22 protein-coding genes are annotated in these 18944 nt (G+C 53.1%); 3 read left to right on the top strand and 19 right to left on the bottom strand.

Annotation, left to right across the window (positions count from 1 at the left end; genetic code table 11):
• Positions 1–4: 4 nt before the first annotated feature.
• The 10 genes from BSZ31_RS05295 to BSZ31_RS05250 form a co-directional block, all read right to left on the bottom strand.
• A complete protein-coding gene (locus tag BSZ31_RS05295; protein ID WP_105027861.1) occupies positions 5–835 on the bottom strand; it encodes an ATP-binding cassette domain-containing protein in 831 nt (276 codons plus the stop codon).
• Complete coding sequence (locus tag BSZ31_RS05290; RefSeq protein WP_168426858.1) at positions 832–1770, bottom strand: alpha-D-ribose 1-methylphosphonate 5-phosphate C-P-lyase PhnJ; 939 nt, start codon at positions 1768–1770, stop codon at positions 832–834. Before BSZ31_RS05290 ends, BSZ31_RS05295 begins: the two co-directional genes overlap by 4 nt.
• A complete protein-coding gene (locus tag BSZ31_RS05285; protein ID WP_105027860.1) occupies positions 1757–2887 on the bottom strand; it encodes a carbon-phosphorus lyase complex subunit PhnI in 1131 nt (376 codons plus the stop codon). The genes BSZ31_RS05290 and BSZ31_RS05285 overlap by 14 nt, the downstream gene beginning before the upstream one ends.
• Complete coding sequence (gene phnH, locus BSZ31_RS05280) at positions 2887–3450, bottom strand: phosphonate C-P lyase system protein PhnH (RefSeq protein ID WP_105027859.1); 564 nt, start codon at positions 3448–3450, stop codon at positions 2887–2889. Before phnH ends, BSZ31_RS05285 begins: the two co-directional genes overlap by 1 nt.
• Entirely contained in the window at positions 3443–3913 is a 471-nt protein-coding gene (gene phnG, locus BSZ31_RS05275; RefSeq protein WP_105027858.1) for a phosphonate C-P lyase system protein PhnG, read from the bottom strand. The genes phnH and phnG overlap by 8 nt, the downstream gene beginning before the upstream one ends.
• 10 nt (positions 3914–3923) lie before the next feature.
• Positions 3924–4949 carry a phosphonate ABC transporter, permease protein PhnE gene (gene phnE, locus BSZ31_RS05270; protein ID WP_105027857.1) on the bottom strand — a complete coding sequence of 342 codons (1026 nt, stop codon included), beginning with the start codon at positions 4947–4949 and terminating at the stop codon, positions 3924–3926.
• Positions 4950–4975: 26 nt separating this feature from the next.
• Positions 4976–5779, bottom strand: a complete 804-nt coding sequence (locus tag BSZ31_RS05265; RefSeq protein WP_105027856.1) for a phosphonate ABC transporter ATP-binding protein — start codon at positions 5777–5779, stop codon at positions 4976–4978.
• A gap of 11 nt (positions 5780–5790) precedes the next feature.
• A complete protein-coding gene (locus BSZ31_RS05260) occupies positions 5791–6735 on the bottom strand; it encodes a phosphate/phosphite/phosphonate ABC transporter substrate-binding protein (protein ID WP_105027855.1) in 945 nt (314 codons plus the stop codon).
• Between the two features lie 16 nt (positions 6736–6751).
• A complete protein-coding gene (phnF, locus tag BSZ31_RS05255; RefSeq protein ID WP_105027854.1) occupies positions 6752–7480 on the bottom strand; it encodes a phosphonate metabolism transcriptional regulator PhnF in 729 nt (242 codons plus the stop codon).
• 154 nt (positions 7481–7634) lie between these two features.
• On the bottom strand, positions 7635–8150 hold the full coding sequence (locus BSZ31_RS05250) for a hypothetical protein (protein WP_105027853.1): 516 nt from the start codon (positions 8148–8150) through the stop codon (positions 7635–7637).
• A gap of 84 nt (positions 8151–8234) precedes the next feature.
• On the opposite strand from BSZ31_RS05250, the gene BSZ31_RS05245 reads away from it, so the two are divergent.
• Entirely contained in the window at positions 8235–8510 is a 276-nt protein-coding gene (locus tag BSZ31_RS05245) for a cupin domain-containing protein (protein ID WP_105027852.1), read from the top strand.
• Here BSZ31_RS05245 and BSZ31_RS05240 read toward each other — a convergent pair.
• The 9 genes from BSZ31_RS05240 to BSZ31_RS05200 all read right to left on the bottom strand — a co-directional run bounded on the left by BSZ31_RS05240 (position 8507) and on the right by BSZ31_RS05200 (position 17651).
• Positions 8507–11641, bottom strand: a complete 3135-nt coding sequence (locus BSZ31_RS05240; protein WP_105027851.1) for an efflux RND transporter permease subunit — start codon at positions 11639–11641, stop codon at positions 8507–8509. The two genes, BSZ31_RS05245 and BSZ31_RS05240, sit on opposite strands and share 4 nt — an antisense overlap.
• Entirely contained in the window at positions 11638–13287 is a 1650-nt protein-coding gene (locus tag BSZ31_RS05235) for an efflux RND transporter periplasmic adaptor subunit (protein WP_105027850.1), read from the bottom strand. The genes BSZ31_RS05240 and BSZ31_RS05235 overlap by 4 nt, the downstream gene beginning before the upstream one ends.
• Positions 13284–14609: a TolC family protein gene (locus BSZ31_RS05230; RefSeq protein WP_168426857.1), complete on the bottom strand. Its 1326-nt coding sequence runs from the start codon at positions 14607–14609 to the stop codon at positions 13284–13286. The genes BSZ31_RS05235 and BSZ31_RS05230 overlap by 4 nt, the downstream gene beginning before the upstream one ends.
• Before the next feature lie 92 nt (positions 14610–14701).
• Positions 14702–15019 (bottom strand): hypothetical protein, encoded by a 318-nt coding sequence (locus BSZ31_RS05225; RefSeq protein ID WP_146106606.1) that lies wholly within the window; start codon positions 15017–15019, stop codon positions 14702–14704.
• Between the two features lie 227 nt (positions 15020–15246).
• On the bottom strand, positions 15247–16020 hold the full coding sequence (locus BSZ31_RS05220; protein WP_168426856.1) for a patatin-like phospholipase family protein: 774 nt from the start codon (positions 16018–16020) through the stop codon (positions 15247–15249).
• A gap of 12 nt (positions 16021–16032) precedes the next feature.
• Positions 16033–16239, bottom strand: coding sequence for a hypothetical protein (locus tag BSZ31_RS05215; RefSeq protein ID WP_105027846.1), 207 nt, complete (start codon positions 16237–16239; stop codon positions 16033–16035).
• A 15-nt stretch (positions 16240–16254) separates the two neighbouring features.
• Complete coding sequence (locus BSZ31_RS05210) at positions 16255–16617, bottom strand: copper-binding protein (protein ID WP_240605655.1); 363 nt, start codon at positions 16615–16617, stop codon at positions 16255–16257.
• A 36-nt stretch (positions 16618–16653) separates the two neighbouring features.
• The gene (locus tag BSZ31_RS05205; protein WP_105027844.1) at positions 16654–17163 is read right to left on the bottom strand and encodes a plastocyanin/azurin family copper-binding protein; all 510 of its coding nucleotides are present in this window, start codon (positions 17161–17163) and stop codon (positions 16654–16656) included.
• Positions 17164–17321: 158 nt separating this feature from the next.
• Complete coding sequence (locus tag BSZ31_RS05200; protein ID WP_105027843.1) at positions 17322–17651, bottom strand: hypothetical protein; 330 nt, start codon at positions 17649–17651, stop codon at positions 17322–17324.
• Between the two features lie 168 nt (positions 17652–17819).
• Between BSZ31_RS05200 and BSZ31_RS05195 the strand changes: the two genes are divergently transcribed.
• Positions 17820–18515: a heavy metal response regulator transcription factor gene (locus tag BSZ31_RS05195; protein ID WP_105029761.1), complete on the top strand. Its 696-nt coding sequence runs from the start codon at positions 17820–17822 to the stop codon at positions 18513–18515.
• Between the two features lie 2 nt (positions 18516–18517).
• The coding region (locus tag BSZ31_RS16845; protein ID WP_168426855.1) for a hypothetical protein at positions 18518–18944 on the top strand (427 nt) is incomplete at its 3' end.

The raw sequence follows: 18944 nt of genomic DNA, 5'->3' as shown, positions 1-18944 counted from the left end.
ACCTTTACAGGGCAGAAGCCACCAAGCGCTGCGTATAAGCATGCTGGGGGTCTTCAAGGATTTGATCGGTCAGTCCGGTTTCAATGACGCGGCCGTACTTCATGACCATGGCCCGGCTGGTCAACAGTCGGATTACTCCCAAATCGTGAGTCACCACCACCATGGCGGTTTTCAGTTCCTGTTGAATCTCAAGAATCAAGTCGAGAATGCGGGCTTGAACAGAAAGGTCCAGACCAGTGGTGACTTCGTCGAGAAACAGCAAGGGCGGTTGTGTAGCCAGGGCCTTCGCGATTTGCACGCGCTGCTGCATGCCACCTGAGAATTTTTTCGGTGAATCGTCGATACGGTCGGCCAGTACTTCCGTACGTGCCAGCAAATCGAGTGCACGTTCACGAATGGTCTTGTAGTTCACCAAGTCGCTCATCAACAGGCGCTCGGCAATATTCCCGCCAGCCGACACGTTGAAATTCAGGCCGAGGTGAGGGTTTTGGTACACCATACCGAAGCGGTGGTTGCGCAGCCAACGGCGTTGTGCGGCGTTCAGCTCGAACAGGTTCCATGCATGGTCATGTTCAAAAAACTGCGCCGAACCCCGGGTGGGTTCTTCATCGAAAAACAGGGTTTTTACCACGGTGGATTTGCCACTACCCGATTCGCCCATGATGCCGAGAATTTCCCCGGGGTGAAGCTCGAAGCTGACATCGTGCGCCGCCACCACGGAACCACACCAACTGCAAATATTGGTTTCCTGTTCAGGGCCTGTGGTCTCGATGCATTTGGAGCAGCCACGGCCATGAATCTTGCTTAGTCCTTGAACACTGAGAATGGGCTTCATGCGTTGGCCCCTTCGGTGTGCTTCAGTTTGAGCAGGGCAAGCTGGTCGTTGCAGTAATCGCTGTTAGAACACTGGTACTGACGCTCGCCCTGTTCACTGATCACTTCATCCAGAAAGCTGTGCGTGCAGCCACAACGCATGCAGGCGTGGCGATTGCCCTGCGCATCTAAAAAGTTTTCCGTGCGGAACGGCACATCTTCAAACGCCAACGGGACTGCACTTGTGTAAGGCGGTACTGCGTAAATTTTTTTTTCGCGACCAGCCCCCAGCAAAATCAAATTCGGACTTTGGTGCAAACGCGGCACGTCATAACGCGGAATGGGGCTGGGGTCGATGACGTAATGCCCATTGATTTTGGTGGGGTAGCGGTGCGAAATTGTGATCTCATCGAATTGCACAATGTCTTCATACAACTTGGTCAGCAGGCGTGAGTAATCGCCCTCGCCATGCATGGTCTTGCGTTTTTCTTCTGAAGGCTCCACCACCACCAGTGGGTCAGGGTAAGGTACTTGCAGCACAAGCACCTGGTCTTCGCGCAACATCACCTCGGGTATGCGGTGGCGCGATTGGATAATTGTCGCTTCTGTTGTGCGCTCGGTGGTCGAAACACCAGGACAGGTCAGTTCGACAAAGTGCCGCAGGTTCACCGCATTCACAGAGTCGTCTGCACCCTGATCGATCACTTTCAAACTGTCGTGTTGCCCGATCAGCGACAAGGTCAGTTGCAGGCCGCCAGTACCAAACCCACGCCCCATTGGCATTTCACGGCTGGCGTAAGGTGTTTGGTAACCGGGAATGGCAATCGCCTTCAGAATGGTGCGGCGTACTTCACGTTTGGCATACTCATCCAGAAAACCAAAGTTGTAGGCAGTGCCCTCATGAAGGTCGCTGTCTGCCTCTTGTTCGTCAATCGCGGGCAGTTCATAGTGGCGCATCGTGCAGGTCTCCTCTTGCTTTCATCTGTGTTGCGCGCAGGCGGTCCATGTCGCTTTGGAAGGTGACGTAGTGCGGCATTTTGTAGTGGTTGGCAAAGCCCATGGAGTCGACACCGTCAATGTGCAGCAGCACGAACTCCGGGTCTTCTGACGGATTCGACGGGCCGTCCCGCATGCCCTTTTGCAAGGCACGGTCCAGAATCGCCATGGAAATGGCTTTGGTTTCGTTGTGCCCCAAACAAGCGCCGTAACCCAGCGTGAACGTGGGCAATTCGCCGGGCTCTGCGCCTTCGTACATGGCCACCACCTCGCACTCGGTAATCAGCACTTCGCCGGCTTCAGTGGGCTCACCGGTGACCGGGTGGGGCAACATCACAGGTAGATAACCAACACGCAATTCAGCGATGGTGGGGTGGATGTCGCCATAGCCCCGCATATTGGAATAAGCCATGGCCAGCAATGAACCTGTTTCAGCGCGGGCCATGGTGGCCAGCGCAGCAGAACGAGTAACAGGAAATACCAAAGGCTCGCGCGTGATGTCAAAGGCCTGTTCAGACCTATTTTTAAAGGTTGCACTGAAGCCGGGAATCAGCCCTTCAGCACGCAATGAATCAAGCACCTTCGGAAAAGTATCGGGCAGGCTTGCTTGGGCTGCATGGTTTTTCAGAAACCGGCGTGCCATGTTCTGGAACACTTCGGTGCTTTCATCCACCAGATCAAGCCGCATCAGGCGTAAAGCATAATCGGTCGTAGGACCTAACATTTGGCCACCGGGAATGTCTTTGAATGCGCTGGAGATGCGGCGAATCAATCGCATACTGCCGGTGCTTTGCACGGGTGTTTCAAGCACGCGCGGTTTTGTGGAACGGTAGGCGCGCAATGCAAATGCGGCCTCAAGCGTGTCGCCCTGCATTTGCTTGATGGCCAATGCAGCCAGACGCGGGTGGTACAAGCCCCCTTCCGACACAATGCGGCTGGTCAGCAAGCGCAACTGATTTTCAATGGCATTGAGGCTGATTGGTGTGCCTTGTTCGCCTTCGGCGGTGCGCAGTGCTTCAAAGGCCAGTTCGGCACCTTCAATGGCTTTTGCGCCGCCTTTAATGGCCACATAACCCATCAGAATTCTCCTTGAACTTGTGTGGTGCGTGGCAAGGCCACCACCTGGTTTTCACTCACCAGAATGAAATCCACACCGGTGGGAAATGCGGCATTCCAGAATGCTCTGCGTTGCAGCCAGACCTCATTCAAGCCAGTCACGTGCAGTGTGTTTTCCTGCTCAATGCCGGGGCCTTTCAACACCATGGGCAGGGCCGCGTCAGACCTGCCAAAACCTTGCACCTGTATGATCAGGGTGGCCCCATGTTCGGGTTCTTCCAGCGTGCCCAGCATGGGCTGAAAAGCTGGCGACTTACCGCCGTTGCAAATCACAAAATTAGCGCTCTCGGCCACGGTCATTCGGGCCTCCAGCCGCATGCGAACATCCCCGTTCAGCAAGACATCGGGATCGGCCAAACCGACTTCGCCGTCAATCAATGTGGCAAGCACCTGTTCCAGCGCCGGGCCTTTGCCCTGCAGGTTCTGAATGCGGCCTGGATAGGCGAAGGCATTCATCAAGGCTTTGAAATTGAGCTGTTGCAATTGCGGTGTGTAGGTTTTCAAAGCATCCGGATTTTCAAACATGCTCGTCCTCGTCCAGGGTGCTTAACAATAAAAAATCCACCTTGGTGGCACTCAAATTGGTACGGCGAAGCGCCGTGTCGGCCTGCACCTGAGCCTCTCCTTCCCGAAGGCTTTGTTCGACCCGTTCCCAGCCGGGCAGTTGCGCGGCCAGTACGCCGTCAAGAATTGCCATGGCGCGGGTCAGGCCCACACGGTCGTCCATGCAAATCGCCGCGCCTTCTGCCACTTTGCCGTTCGGGCTGTGAATGCGCACATGCGCTTTGGTCACTGGAATTTCTCCCAGAAAATAAGCATCGCCCAAGGCGCTGTCGCACAGCTGAAGCAAGCCCAAACCCGCTTTAGGAATGTGAAGGTCGGTGATGGTGCAATCGGCACTCACTTCTTTGGCCAAAGCCTTGATGCGTGCAGGCTCGCTGGCCTGCCACATGCGCAACCACTGGCTCCGGGGAATGTTGTTCATCATGTCGATTCCCTTAAATCAACTTGGCGCGAATTCGTGCCGACAATTGGTCGAGCACAAACACGAAGATAAAAATTGCAATCAGAATGGTCATGACATGGCCATACTGGAACAGATCAAATCGACCTTTCAGTTCCTGACCAATACCGCCGGCACCCACCAGGCCAATCACAGTAGCCATGCGCAAATTGCGATCCAGAATATAGGCGGTGTAGGCGATGTACTGAGGAAACACCTGTGGAATGACGCCGTACCACAGCGTTTTCAACTTGCCGGAACCGATGGCTTCAAGCGCTTCCTGAGGTTTTCGGTCGGCGTTTTCAATGTCTTCAGCATAAAACTTGCCCAGAAAACCTGCAGCATGAAAGCCCAAGGCCAACACACCTGCAATGGGGCCAAAACCATAGGCCAACACCAGGAAAAGCGCCACAATCAATTCAGGCATTGAACGCAACAAGCTGATGAGGCCACGCGTTGCGGTGTAGGTGAACTTGTTGGGGCTGTAGTTCACTGCGGCAAAGTAAGCCAGTGGAATGGACAGCACCACAGAAATAATCGTGCCCCAAAAAGCAATTTCAAGTGTTTGAATCATTTTCACAAACACATCCCACACATAACCCAGTGGGCGCACCAGGACCTCTCGGGTTTCTGTTACGCTTTCCATCTCAAGCGTATCGGTGTTCATTCGTTGCGTGGTAATTTCCTGCGTTTCAATGTAGGCAAAGCCAGGTAGATTCTCGCGATCCAGATCGGGCAGACGATTGGTTTCTTCCTGCGTGGCCACCACGGGTGGCCACATCACGTCGCCCACGCGGGAGAAACCTCGCACCACCTGGGAATCGTCGTTGAATCCCATCAAGTTGCCGAAAGCCTGGCTGGTCATACTGACCATTTTGTCCATCTCAGTTCGGTGGCCGGTCACCAACAACAAGGCGAACACACAAATCAAAATCAGAAGGTGTTTGGCGCTGTAGGGTGCTTCAAGCCGCCAACGCAACTCGGTACCTGGGGGTGGCATGGGAATGGGTTTGCTACTCATGGTGATCGTCCTGTGGTTTTGATCAATCAGGCAGTTGCCAAACGCAAGCCTGGTACAGCCAATTCAAACTCTTCTTCCTCGGCTGGTGCATCTTCCCAACGCGCACCGTGGTACAAGTCGTTCACTTTGGTATCAGTAAACTCGGCGGGAGTGCCGTCAAACACCACCATGCCGTTGCGCATGCCCACAATGCGGTCGCCAAACTCGCGAGCCAAATCCACCTGGTGCAAACTGCACAGCACTGTGGCACCGCGTTCGCGTGCAGCGTCCCGAATCAGGGTAAGAATGTCGGCAGAAATTTTCGGATCCAGACTAGCCACGGGCTCATCGGCCAGTACAACTTCAGGATCCAGCATGAAGGCACGCGCAATGCCCACGCGCTGCTGCTGACCACCCGACAAATCGCCTGCACGGCGGGTCAAGTGTTCAGGTCTCAGGCCAACTTGCTCAACCAGTGCGCAAGCCTTGTCGCGTTGTTCAGGTTCAAACCAACCCGACAATGCACGCGCCATACTGACTTTGGGCAACAAGCCCGCCAACACATTGGAGGCTACACTTAAACGGGGCGACAAATTGAAGTGCTGGTGAATCATTGCCACACGTTGGCGCAGCATTTTTTCTGTACTTGAGTTCAACACCTCGCCATCAATTCTCACGAAACCCTGTGTGGGCTTGACCAAGCCGTTGACTGCGCGCAGCAAGGTAGACTTGCCCGCACCTGAAGGGCCGAGAATGACGCAAAACTGGCCTTTTGGAATCTGCAAAGAGACATAGCTCAGTGCATGCGTGCCATCGACCCACTGCTTGGAAATGGTGTTGAACTCAATCATGGTGTGCTCCTTTATCGCTTGCTAGCCTTGGCCATCAAGTCTTGCTTCACGTTCTCGGTAACCAGGTCAAACAACTTGCCGGCATTGGCCATGTCTTCTTCACTGACTTTCGAGGTGTAGGCATCAACACGCGTGCCGCCGTAACCGCGGATCTGGTCTTTGGTAATGCCGGGCATGGTGTGCACGGTGTCGAATGCCGTGCGAAGCTTGGCCTTGACCTCGGCATTCACCTTCGGGTGAATGGCCAGTGGCGGGTAGGGAATGGGCGTGCTTTTCGCGACCACCTTGAATTTGTTGGGGTCGATGGCCTTGGCATTCACTGCTTTCTCGAATGAATCAAAAGAAGCACCACCCACATCGGCCAAACCTTCATTCAGCGCATTCAATACGTTGGCGTGACTGCCCGCCATGTTCAGGGTTTTCGCATCTGCCCAGGGCTTCACGCCGCCTTCCATCATCATGGCCACGGGCACATTGAAGCTGGACGTGCTGTTCACATCACCGAGCGCAATGCGTTTGCCTTTGATGTCGTTGATGCTGTTCACGTTGGCGTCTTTGCGCGCAAAAATACCGCTGTAGTACACCGAACCACCACCACGTACAGCGAGTGCCAACAATTCGGCGCAACCGCGTGCCTTGGCCTGCAGGTACGTGGCTGGGCCATAAAAGGCAATGTCAGCTGCGCCACTGCACATGGCTTCCACTGCGGCTGAATAGCTTTGTCCGACCTTGATGTCAAAGTTGATGCCGGTTGCCTGCGTAATTGCGCTGAACACGGGTTGGAAATCTTTCTTGGTACCGTCTTCAGTGCCGCCATCGGCGGGAATCAACACCACGCGCAGGGGTTTGTTGGCGCTGCCGTCGTTTTGGACCTGAGCGAAGGTCAGACCCGGTGTGAATGCCGCTGCAACAGCCAGCGCAGTGAGGGTTTTCAGGATGTTGCGTTTGGAAATCATGAATGGCTCCAGAGAATTAAGGATTAATGCGCAATTGAATTCGATCCGCGCGGAATCGCGTGATGGCGTACTCCACGGGCTCACCAGTTTTGCTACACAGGTTCAGGCTTTTCACACGAAGCACAGGGCGGTTTTGAGGCATGCTCAGCAAGCGCGCATCATCACCTTGTGGCAACACGGAGGTCACCAAACTCTCCGTGCGGCGTGGCGTGCAGCCGTATTCTTTTTTCAACAAGGCATGCAGCGATCCGCCTTCGTACAGGTTTTCAAGATTCGGGAATTTGGCGGCAGGCAGGAAATGAGAGATCACACACAATGGGCGACCTTCGCCCGTACGCACCGATTCAATCCACACAACCGGGTCAGCCACGGCGATGTTCAAACGCTCGGCCACGCGATGAATAGCCGGTATCACTTGCCGTTTGTGAACAATGTCTTCGGCTTGCATGCCATGTGCAGCCAGGTTTTCGGTAAACCGAGTGCCCTGGCCAATTTGGTAATCAAGGTAAGTGTCGAGCACAAACACACCTTTGCCGTGGCGACGCTCCAAAAGACCTGAATCAACTAATTCATCGATGGCGCGACGCAGGGTATGGCGGTTTACGCCATAGTTCTTTGCCAGCTCGCCCTCGGCAGGCAAGCCATCACCAGGTTGGTAGTTGCGCAGCACTTCCTGCTCCAGTTGACGGGCAATCTGGAAGTAAAGGGCTTCACCGGTATCTCGAGCAAGGGCGTACAGGGTCATGGCAGTGATCTAGACATGTAGACAATGCGCAAAGTGTACGAAGGGGCTGTGAAACTTTTATGACGCTGACTGTAACAAGCCGAAGGAAGGGAGTAGACCTAAGCCGAAAGGCCCATGAAACGGACCTTTCGGAGATTATTTAAATTATTGTGACTCAAGACTTATTGGATGCACTGCTGCTTTCTACCAGGCGAGGTTGCTCGTCCCGAGGCCATTCAAAACTGTAAAAACCCTGCTTGCCATTGATGGTGTAATCAAACTGGCCACTGATGGCACGGGTCTTCATTTCCAGATTAAATACACAGCTGTTGGGGGCTTCACAACCGTGCTGGCTCACCAGAGTGCTGACTTCGGGATCGATCAACGGCGCAGTGTGCAAGCCCTGTGGCGTCATGAAATACACTCCGGCACTGTTACCGCAGTGATTTTCGATCAGGGTGTGGCCGACGCCCTCAAACCGGAATTCGCAATTGTTTTTCGATGTGTACGACAGTACCTGCTGGGCCGCCGCTTTTTCCTGACAGGAAGACACACCAAACAAAGTGAGTGCGGTGACGACCATCAAACTGAACAACACAAAAAGAAATTTACTGACTTTGCCCAGAAACGAGCCCTGCCGTCGATTTGAATCGAACGACAGGGAGCGCGACCTGCTGCGTTGGTTGAACATGGCGAACACCTTTTGAAGTAAGGTTAGGATAATGGTTGTCGAGCTGCACCTTATTCAACGTCAAACTTTGATCTGCGTTTACACATGAACAAATCAAAAGAAGAATTTCTCAGAGAGCTCGAATTGGCCGGCTTTTCAGAGGTGGTCACAGTTACTCGGGAGGGCAAAACTGGATTGGGTGATCACCGCCACCCATTCGAGGCAAAAGCTTTGATTCTTGAAGGTACTATTTCAATTGAATGTGCTGGTCGTATCACCCACTATGAAGCAGGCGATGTGTTCCATCTTGCGCTGAACGAACTGCACAGTGAATCTTACGGCCCACAAGGCGTTGTGTACCTGGTGGGCCGAAAAAGTTAATCGGGCTTTTGGGTTTGACTGCGCCGCATCAGCAAAAACACCGCAGGCACCACGAACATCGACAACAACGGTGCACTGACCATACCACCTACCATGGGTGCGGCAATCCGTTGCATTACCTCACTTCCCGTACCTGTACCCCACATAATAGGTATCAGGCCCGCAAGAATGGTAAGCACAGTCATTGCTTTGGGTCGAACACGCAGCACTGCACCTTCGCGAATTGCATCCAGTAGATCATCCTCGCCTATCAGGCCACGCTTCACCCGACTTGCCCAGCTTTGATTCAGGTACAGCAGCATGATGACGCCAAATTCTGCAGCCACCCCCGCCAGTGCAATGAAGCCCACAGCTCCCGCCACTGACAAATTGAACTCAAGAAGCCACAACAGCCATGCGCCGCCAACCAATGCAAATGGCAGCGTTGCCATAATCAGCAAAGCTTCATCCACTACTTTGAATGTCATGTACAACAACACAAAAATAATCAGCAGGGTAAATGGCACCACCAGCTTCAACTTGGCCGTTGCACGCTCCAGATATTCAAACTGCCCTGACCATGAAATGGAATAGCCCGCAGGCAGTTCCACCTGCTCGGCGACCACACGCTGCATATCAAGCACAGCCGATTGAAGGTCGCGCCCGCGAATGTCGATGTACACATAGCCCGCCAATCGGGAGTTTTCACTGCGTAACATGGGTGGCCCATCGGTGATGCTGATTTTGGCAACATCGCCCAACACAATGCGCTGGCCTGAACCGGTGTAAATTGGCAAGGCACGCAGGCGGGTCAGTGAATCGCGCAATTCACGCGGGTAACGTACATTGATTGGAAAACGCTGCAAACCTTCCACCGTTTCACCAATGTTCATGCCACCCACTGCGCTTGAAATAATCGATTGAATATCGGATATGTTCATGCCGTAGCGCGCAGCCAGGTCACGGTCAATATCAACATCCACATAGCGCCCGCCAGTAAGGCGCTCAGCGAATGCGCTACTCACTCCCTCTATATTTTTTACGGCCTTTTCAATGTTCACGGCCACCTTGTTGATGGTACCCAAGTCTGCACCCGTCACCTTCACACCCACCGGGCTTTTAATGCCAGTGGCCAACATGTCGATGCGGTTGCGAATAGGGGGCACCCAAATGTTGGTTAGGCCAGGTACGCGTACAATTTTGTCCAGCTCGTCTACCAACATATCGGCTGTCATGCCCTCTCGCCATTCACTTTTGGGCTTGAACTGAATGGTGGTTTCAAACATCTCCATGGGTGCGGGGTCTGTTGCTGATTCAGCACGTCCTGCTTTGCCGTAAACCGATTCGACTTCTGGTAGCGTGGCGATCAAGCGATCTGTTTGTTGCAACAACTCGGCAGCCTTACCTGCCGACAAACCAGGCAAAGCGGTGGGCATGTACAACAAATCCCCTTCGTCCAATGGCGGCATGAATTCACTGCCCAACTGGCTAAGCGGGTAGAAGCTGATTCCCAATAGTACCAAGGCTACCGCGACGGTGGTTTTTGGAAATTTCAACACGGCATCGAGTGCGGGGCGATACGCTGCAATCAAACCTCGATTGATTGGGTTCGAATTTTCATTGGGAATTTTTCCCCGAATCAGATACCCCATCAACACCGGGATCAGGGTAATGGCTAAACCCGCCGAGGCCGCCATCGCATAGGTTTTTGTAAACGCCAAGGGAGAGAATAAACGCCCCTCCTGTGCCTCTAGCGTGAAAACAGGGATAAAACTAAGCGTGATGATCAACAAGGAAGAAAAAAGCGCGGGCCCCACTTCAGTGGATGCGTCACCAATCACGCGCCAGCGCTCTGTGCCTGTTAATTCCTTGCCGGGGTTGTCATGCGCCCACTGTTCGAGATGCTTGTGCGCGTTTTCAATCATGACCAGCGCGGCGTCCACCATGGCCCCCACGGCAATCGCAATGCCACCCAGCGACATCACATTGGCATTCACACCTTGCTGCTCCATCACGATAAACGACACCAACACACCCAAGGGCAGGGAAACAATCGCCACAAACGCCGAGCGAAAGTGCAAAAGGAAAACCACACACACTAGCGCCACTACAATAAATTCTTCAAGCAATTTGAAACTGAGATTATTGATTGCATTGTTGATCAGGGTTGAGCGGTCGTAAACCGGCACTATTTCAACACCCTTGGGCAAACCAGGCTTCAGGCTTTCCAGCTTGGCCTTCACCGCTTCAATGGTGTTCAGGGCATTTTTACCCGAACGCATCACCACAATGCCGCCCACTGACTCGCCACTGCCATTTAATTCGCCGATGCCACGGCGCATTTCAGGGCCGATCTGGATGCGGGCCACATCGCCCAACTGCACTGGAATGCCCGTGGCACTGCTTTTCAAAGGAACAGAACGAAAATCATCCAGATTTTCCAGGTATCCCGTAGCGCGCACCATGTACTCGGCCTCACCCAGTTCAATCACCGAGCCGCCAGCTTCCTGATTAGCATCGTTGATGGCCTTGACTACTTCGTCCAGCGTAATGCCATAGCCCGCAAGTTTTTGGGGGTCGAGCACCACTTGGTACTGTTTCACGAAACCACCCACTGAAGCCACTTCGGCCACATTTTCGACTGTTTTCAATTCATAACGCAAAAACCAGTCTTGCAAAGCCCGCAGTTGCGACACATCCATATTGCCGGTGGTGTCTTGCAGGGCGTACTGGTACACCCAACCCACGCCTGTAGCATCTGGCCCCAAGGCACTTTTGGCACCAGCTGGAAGGCTGCTTTGCGCCTGGTTTAAATACTCCAGTACCCGCGAACGCGCCCAGTACAAGTCCACACCATCTTCAAAAATAATGTAGACAAAACTGTCGCCAAAAAACGAGAAGCCGCGCACGTCTCTCGCGCCGGGCACGGAAAGCATGGTGGTGGTGAGCGGGTAGGTCACCTGATTTTCAACAATTTGAGGGGCCTGCCCAGGAAAGCTGGTGCGCACAATCACTTGCACATCGGATAAATCAGGCAGCGCATCAAGCGGTGTTTTGTACACCGACACCACACCCCAGGCGCTGATCATGACTGTTGCGATCAACACCAGCAAACGGTTTGCAATTGACCAGCGAATAATGAAGGCAATCATTGTTTACCCCCGCTTTGTTTCATGCCGGAATTGCTTGGCTGAATTTGGATGACCTGGGGAATGTCCCCCTCCTGCATTTGAAACTCTATCTCGATCTGGTCTCCAATCCTCAGACTTTGAGCCGGCATTTTTGAGGGCTCTGGCAGCCTGAACTCCATGGTCATTTCAGGCCAGCCCAGGCTGGGTACTGGCGGGTGCTTTATGGTGACCGCATTTTCGCTCAATGACTCCACCACACCCGGTGTGCGGTGGGTACTTGTTGTGGAATCTGAATCAGTGCCGGGCGGATTCAAACGCGCTTCAAGCCCTCGCAAACTGGCTTCAGAGTCAATCAGGAACTGACCAGAAAGCACCACCTCCTGGCCGGGTTGCAGGCCTTCCAGCACCTCGGTTTTTCCATCAAATTCAATGCCAGTTTTGATTTCAACTGGCGTGAAGCGGCCTTCCTCATTGGCCAACATGACCACCGCACGGCGGCCGGTTTGTATTACTGCCTCCGAAGGAACAATCAATGTTTCTGGTCGGCTTGAATCCATGAAACGGGTTTGTACAAACATGCCGGGCAGCAGTTTCTGCTCTGGGTTCTTCAATACAATGCGGGCCAACACGGTGCGTGTGTTGCTGTTCAACTGTGGCAGCACAGCCTGCACCGTTCCCTCGAAACTACGCCCTGGCACAGCTTGGGCCTTGGCCACCACATTCACACCGGCTTTTACGTAAACAGACTGCCCCTCGGGCACCTCGGCTTGCACCCACACGGTGGACAGTCCGTTGATTTCCATCAGGGTCATGCCGGGTTGGACGGTCATTCCCTCGCGCACCATCAGCTCGGTCACCACGCCGCTGCGGGGTGCAACAATGGCCACACGGGGTTGTGTTCGCCCACTTTGCTCAACTTGCCGAATTTGAGCGGTACTCATGCCCACTTGCAACATGCGCTGGCGCGCAGCATCAACCAAGGGCTGCAAGTTCTCACCTTTCATTTTTTGCAGTGACAAGAATTCCTCTTGCGCAGCAATCCAGTCGGGCACATACACTGTTAACAGGGTTTGGCCTTGCCGGACTGAATCGAGCGTGGCAGTCACGTTCAGATTTTCCACATATCCCATAGCCCGGGATTGAATCACCACCCGCTCACGCTCGTTCCACTGCACAGAACCACTGGCGCTGATTTCTGGAGCCAACATGCCCATGGACACCGCCGCTGTGCGTATGCCCAGGTTTTGCTGAATGCGCGGACTTACCTTTACACTGCTACTGTCGGCTGAATCTGCGCCCGAATAGGCTGGTACCAGCATCATGTCCATGAAGGGGCTTTTGCCCGGGGAATCGAATTTGCGGCCAGGCACCATGGGGTCGTGGTAATACTGCACGGCCAACCCGGTTTCAGGATCGATATCGCCGGCCTTGATGCCGCTTTCCATGTGGCGGCGCGTGGCGGCTTCACCTTGCGGAATGTTCCAGCTGGAGGGATCTACCTTCCCACCATCGCTGGGTGCGGCGGAGTCAACTTTTACATCACTGCCACTAATAGGGGCTGACATCATGTCCATGCCCTGGTTCATGCCCAGTGCCCACAAACCATAACCCCCGCCAGCCAGCGCTGCCAATGCGAGGGTGCCAATCGCGATATGCGTCTTTTTCATTGTTGTACCTCTACAGGAATCAGGTATTCCAGTTGTGCCCAAAGTTGGGCAGTGTCCATTTGAATGCGCAGTTTTTCCATGCGCATGTCGATTTCCATTCGGCGCGCAGCCAGCACCTCGGCCAGGGTACCCGTGGCCCCTTGGTAAGCTGCGAGCGCGGCTTGCGTGCGCTGTTGGGTCAGCGGAATCAGGCTGCGATCAAAATCGCTGATTCGCTTCAAGTTACTTTTCCAGGTCTGTTGCCAGCGTTGTGTTTGCACCAAGAGTTCGCGGTGCAGTTCAATGCGCTCAGCCTTGGCCTTTGCGGCCATGGCATTGGCTGAGACCAGTGCCTGATTCTGCCGGTTGTCTTGGTCCACAAACAGTGGGCGTGATGCGCCAAAAGAAAGCATCTCAGAGAACGCGGGCCCACGCCCGGCATACATTACCGACAAGGTCCAGTCTGCGGACTTTTCCTGTTGCTTCACTTGAACCTCGGCAAGTGCAGTGGCCTCGACTTTTTCAAGGGCCAACACCTCCGGGTGGCGGTGAAGCTTTTCAAACAGGTCTGATGCCTGCAAGCGGGATTGCGTCAAGTCCACCGGGCCAGCGAGGGTTGCATCGGCTTGCTCACCCACCCAGCGCTGCAGTTCCGCTTGTGCATTATCCAGCAGGGTTTGTGTATCCTGAATTTTCAGGTCCATCAAACCAAGTTCTGTACGTGCTGCAAACACATCGGTTTGAGCTGTCTTGCCTGACCGGTACTGGGCATCAGCAGCCTCAATTTGCAACGCTAGTTCATTGCGTTGCGATTGCAGCAACAACAACATTTCCTGTAGGTACACGCGGTCCAGATAAGCCTGCGCTGTGGCGGTGCGCAATTTGCTCAACGCCTGAAACTTTCCGGCTTGAGCAAACTCAGCGCTTTTGTTGAACACATTGGCCTGAGCGTTGCGCTTGTCCTTTCGGGTAAATGTTTGGGAAACACCGACCCCACGCATGGTCATGAAATCAGCGGCGAGGCTGAACTGGTCTGGCCCGTTGGCAGGAATGTTGATCACTTCCAGATTCAACATGGGATCGGGCAGTTCACCTGCGGCAATCGCCTGGCTTTGTGCCGCTTTCGTGGCTGCGTCTTGCGCACGCAGTGCCTCTGATCGCTGCTCTGCCAAGGCAAGGGCTTGCGACAGGCTTAACACCCCACGCTCTTGCTGAGTCAACGCCTGCGCCAAAGTGTACTCTGTGGTGGCTGTATCTTGAGCCATGACATTGCCCATGAAAAATACTGCCACCAAAGCCACTGCAGCCAACGCCAATTTAATAAAGGTTGTTTTGCCCAACATGGGGGCCTCCTGCATGGTGTTCAAACCATGAGAAAAACGATAGAAACCGCAAGCAGTCAAGCATTGCGGCAGTTCGGGGGTTTCAACAGAAGTCAGGCCCGGGGCGGGCGATCGAGAGGAATTTGAAGCTGGGAGAGCAACAGTGGCTTCACTGTTGGCACGTGCACGGGTGAAACACCCTGAGAGTCGAGAATTACTGCCTCATAGGCCAGCGAAGGAACCACACAACACACGGGCGAGCCTGCAAAACAACCTTCCTCCACATGTTGCGCCATCTCGTCCATTATGGCTGCTGGCGTAGTCTCTGATTGCAATGCATCCATCTCGGCGCAGCATGGCAACGCGTGCGCCAGGCTTTGAAAAAGCAGCGCAAACAACAATGCAGCGTGAATCAGCAATCGATGGGTCATGTGACTTTCAATGGTAATTGCCTTGAGAAGGTAGCACACAGTCGATAAGCACAGCAAGAAATTTACGTTCATTGTCCATTACAAATTTGTAATGCAACTTAAAGCATCTGCTCATTCGTCCCTGCGTAATCAAAAGCATCGACCTCAGTAATGGCGATGCAAGCTAATGAAAGGGGTGAGGGTTGGCGTGAAATTCACGCCAACCCTGCACTTATTTGACACATCAATCATTTCAGCAGTTTTTCAGAATTTCGAAGTTTTTCTTTGGCTTCTAGATAACCGGCGTTGAACACCCAATGACGGTCATTCAGACCCAGTTGACCCACATTGCTTAGTTGCGGCGCGATGATCATTGTTGCCATTGGCATCTCAAGCTCTTTGATCCGAAAACTCGATATCAAAAAAGTTTGAAACATCACATCGGTCAGCGTAGAAACCTCTGCAAGTTCGGGTGGATACACCACATCCACGGCAAGAATGGGTAGTTTGCTCAAACGCTGCGCCGGGCCAATGGGTAGTGGTGAACTGGCTTGGCCATCGATGTAAAGACGTCGATTGATCGAAGGTGGTGTGAAGATACCCGGAATTGTTGAAGACGCCCGCACAGCCTGAGTAACATCACCCGAATTGAAAACTACGGGACGACCGGTTTCCAGATCAGTGGCCACGATGGCAACTGGTTTTGAAAGATCTTCAAATGTTTGAACGCCAAAATCACGACGCAATTGTCGCTCGAGAAACTGGCCAGAGAACACCCCTGCCTCGCCCTTCAAAACTGGCTGCCCCAGGTTGGGCAACACAGGTACAAACAGATCCCGGCTACTTAGTGAATCAGCACGTTGCATCATTTGATCGGCTGTATAACCCAACCCCCAGTAAGCGGCCACCACAGCGCCAGCGCTGGTACCAATCACCATTTTGGGCTCAAGCCCCTGTTCCTCAAGGGCCTTTAGAACTCCGATGTGCGCAAAGCCCCGAACACCGCCGCCGGAAAGAACCAATATGAAACCCTTCTAGAATTTCTGAGTGTAGGCGGCACGCTCGGCGCTAAACCAAGGTTCTCCCTTCACCGCAACAGTTGGTTTGTGACTTTCCGGCTGAATAAAATTTCCGATTGTTTGACAGGCGCAAAGCACCATTGCTGAACCAAGCAAACTCAGCATTAAACCCACTTTGCCCGCGATAACGGACCCAGCGGGAAATCCAGATTTGTTTTGCAATGGCGCTTCTCCTGATTACTGTTTCTTCTCAATGTGCGTGATATTCATGTTTTGATCCACGGCGAACAGAACATTATCGCCCTTGGTCAGGCCTTCCAGTTGTGCGGCCTCTTTGGCCGTGAAAACCATGGTCATGGGCGGCATTTGAAGATTCTTGATCTCGCCATGCTTCAAGGTGACCTTACCGGTCTTTGAATCAATTTTCTTCACTTCGCCCTGTGTCATTTCCATGGTTTCCGACTGCTTCATTTGCATGCCTTCCATGGACTTTTGCTCACCGGCTTTACTTGAATGGACGCCGTGATCTCCCCCGGCAAAAACCGAAGTCGAAATTGACAATGCAAAGATAGAAGCGATTTTGATTAATTGAGTTTTCATGATTTTTCCTTTTCAGTGTTAACAATAATTGTTGGCTTATTTGCCTACGCGCAACGGCCCACGCATGCCAGCGTCAAAGTGGCCAGCAATCAGGCAGGCAAACTCAAATTCGCCACTTCGATTAAAGGTCCATACCATTTCCGTGGTTTTCCCCGGCGCCACATGCGCCATGTAGGGTTCGTCATGCGCCATGCCCGGAAACTTTTTCATTAAGCCTGCATGCTCCAGGTTCTTGTCTTTAGTCCCCAGAACAAACTCGTGCATCAGCTTTCCTTCGTTTTTCACAACAAATTTCACTGTTTCACCTTCCTTGAACTGCATTGAAGAAGGCTCAAAGCGCATGCTGTCGGACATCACCACTTTGACCGTTCGGCTTGCCTTGGTCGGAGTGCCGGCAATGCCCCAAGCGGTTTGCTCAAAAACAGTCTGTACATTGGTATCTGGCTTTTTGTGCTCCTCAGTGCCGTGTGCCAATACGGCTACTGGCAACAAAAGCCCCGCCCCAAGCAACAGCGATAGAGAATAATTTGCGAATGTTTTTTTCATGCTTAACTCCTTAGTGGTCCGAATGGGCTTTAGGTTTTCTGACCTTCAACTCGATTGTTTCCTGAGGTCGATTGCTGGATTTCATGGCGTGGCTAGCAACACCTGAAATTCCCGACTGCTCACCAACATCAATTCGACTGTGGAATTCAGACTTGCCTTTAGTTCGAATTAGCAAGACGACGCTCTTCTAGAGTTTGGCTTTGCAATTCACGCAGCACCTCCTGACGGGATTTTCCAGAGCGTGAGTTACCCCAATCACCGTGTGTGGTCCCATCACCGCTGGCTTCAGAACCAATGATGTTTGCGCTGTAGCCGCGAAATCCCTTGCTTGCGTGTGACGCAGATTTCGCTGGATCTTTGTATCCCAGATGGGGTTCATACACCGCATCGCCCTGACCGGGGTGGAAGGCAGCATCGGCAAGTGCCACTGCAGGTGCAGCAATGGCGAAGGTGGTAATCAGAACAGCGGCAATTTTAATATTTTTCATGATGATCTCCTGATTGACTCGAATTGGAGGGTTGTTTTTCTAAACCCATGCCTTCAGTCTAGTCAGGGGCACATGTCAGCTACCTTCCCGGTACATTACAAATATTTAATCTTCACCAAATTCGGGGTGGTTATACTGTGCTTCGGTGCACCAAATGAAGACAATTCAATGAAACTGCTTTTGATCGAAGACGACCTGCGGCTGGCCGATTACCTGAAGAAGGGACTGACCGAAGAAGGTTTTGTGGTCGATTTGGCACGCAACGGGATTGACGGTTTGCATTTGGCCACCCAAGGCCTTTACGACGTGATCATTCTTGATGGCATGTTGCCCGACATTGATGGTTTGGCCGTATTAAGTGCGTTACGCCAATCCAAAAGTATTCCGGTACTGATGCTTACCGCCCGCGCCATGGTTGAAGACAGGGTGAGCGGCCTGAAGGCCGGTGCAGATGACTACCTGGTGAAACCCTTTGCGTTTGCCGAGCTGGTGGCCAGGCTTCACGCCCTGGGGCGCCGAACTTCAACAGTTGCAGCAGAGAGCCAAACAACCGTATTGACCCTGCTGGACCTGGAGTTGGATGCGGTGCGCCGCACGGCCAAACGCGGCGGCAAGGATTTGCGGCTAACGGCCAAGGAATTTTCATTGCTGTGGCTGCTGCTTCGCCGCAAGGGAGAAGTGATTAGCCGCACCGAAATTGCAGAACTGATTTGGGACATGCATTTTGACAGCGAAACCAATGTGATCGATGTGGCCATTCGCAGGTTGAGGATCAAGCTGGACGACCCTTACGAAATTCCGCTGCTTCATACCATTCGGGGCATGGGGTATGTTCTTGAGATTCGGGCGCAGGGCAAGGAGTGACCGTGAAATCAATTTCCAGAGCCACCATCGGTTTGACCAGCTCCGTCAGTGTACTGGGCGTGGTTTTACTCGCAGTGCTTGTGTATTGCTGCATCCACTTTTGGCAAGCCAAGCAACAGGAAGAAACCGCCAACCGCGCGCTTCATGCAGTTGAACACCTTTTACTAAAACCTACTGCCGAATATTCACCCGAAGACGTGAAACATGGCCTGGAAGAAGTGTTGGGAGGGCAAGGTCGAACCCAAGCCCGCGTTGTTGACAGCCAGGGCAATCGCATGTTCGGGCCAGAGGTGTTCTTCAACGGAGAGGGATCTGTTCGGGAATTCTCTCAAGTGTTTGAAACCGAACTTCCCCAACTGCAAGCCAAACGGGTTGAACTGGCGGTAAGCACCGTAGACGACGAACGTTTTCTGAACTTCATTTCAGGAA

This window comes from Limnobacter sp. SAORIC-690 (assembly GCF_002954425.1).
Classification (GTDB): Bacteria; Pseudomonadota; Gammaproteobacteria; order Burkholderiales; family Burkholderiaceae_B; genus Limnobacter; species Limnobacter profundi.
This window is presented reverse-complemented; position numbering and strand designations above follow the sequence as displayed.

Bases quoted from the DNA above. Each gene is read 5' to 3' on its own strand.
- BSZ31_RS05230 (WP_168426857.1), bottom strand. From the start codon at position 14,609: ATGTTGGGCAAAACAACCTTTATTAAATTGGCGTTGGCTGCAGTGGCT.
- BSZ31_RS05265 (WP_105027856.1), bottom strand. From the start codon at position 5,779: ATGATTGAGTTCAACACCATTTCCAAGCAGTGGGTCGATGGCACGCAT.
- BSZ31_RS05260 (WP_105027855.1), bottom strand. From the start codon at position 6,735: ATGATTTCCAAACGCAACATCCTGAAAACCCTCACTGCGCTGGCTGTT.
- phnH (WP_105027859.1), bottom strand. From the start codon at position 3,450: ATGTTTGAAAATCCGGATGCTTTGAAAACCTACACACCGCAATTGCAA.
- BSZ31_RS05245 (WP_105027852.1), top strand. From the start codon at position 8,235: ATGAACAAATCAAAAGAAGAATTTCTCAGAGAGCTCGAATTGGCCGGC.
- BSZ31_RS05290 (WP_168426858.1), bottom strand. From the start codon at position 1,770: ATGCGCCACTATGAACTGCCCGCGATTGACGAACAAGAGGCAGACAGC.
- BSZ31_RS05240 (WP_105027851.1), bottom strand. From the start codon at position 11,641: ATGATTGCCTTCATTATTCGCTGGTCAATTGCAAACCGTTTGCTGGTG.
- BSZ31_RS05210 (WP_240605655.1), bottom strand. From the start codon at position 16,617: ATGAAAACTCAATTAATCAAAATCGCTTCTATCTTTGCATTGTCAATT.
- BSZ31_RS05295 (WP_105027861.1), bottom strand. From the start codon at position 835: ATGAAGCCCATTCTCAGTGTTCAAGGACTAAGCAAGATTCATGGCCGT.
- BSZ31_RS05250 (WP_105027853.1), bottom strand. From the start codon at position 8,150: ATGTTCAACCAACGCAGCAGGTCGCGCTCCCTGTCGTTCGATTCAAAT.
- phnF (WP_105027854.1), bottom strand. From the start codon at position 7,480: ATGACCCTGTACGCCCTTGCTCGAGATACCGGTGAAGCCCTTTACTTC.
- BSZ31_RS05235 (WP_105027850.1), bottom strand. From the start codon at position 13,287: ATGAAAAAGACGCATATCGCGATTGGCACCCTCGCATTGGCAGCGCTG.
- BSZ31_RS05195 (WP_105029761.1), top strand. From the start codon at position 17,820: ATGAAACTGCTTTTGATCGAAGACGACCTGCGGCTGGCCGATTACCTG.
- BSZ31_RS05205 (WP_105027844.1), bottom strand. From the start codon at position 17,163: ATGAAAAAAACATTCGCAAATTATTCTCTATCGCTGTTGCTTGGGGCG.
- phnG (WP_105027858.1), bottom strand. From the start codon at position 3,913: ATGATGAACAACATTCCCCGGAGCCAGTGGTTGCGCATGTGGCAGGCC.
- phnE (WP_105027857.1), bottom strand. From the start codon at position 4,949: ATGAGTAGCAAACCCATTCCCATGCCACCCCCAGGTACCGAGTTGCGT.
- BSZ31_RS05200 (WP_105027843.1), bottom strand. From the start codon at position 17,651: ATGAAAAATATTAAAATTGCCGCTGTTCTGATTACCACCTTCGCCATT.
- BSZ31_RS05285 (WP_105027860.1), bottom strand. From the start codon at position 2,887: ATGGGTTATGTGGCCATTAAAGGCGGCGCAAAAGCCATTGAAGGTGCC.
- BSZ31_RS05225 (WP_146106606.1), bottom strand. From the start codon at position 15,019: ATGACCCATCGATTGCTGATTCACGCTGCATTGTTGTTTGCGCTGCTT.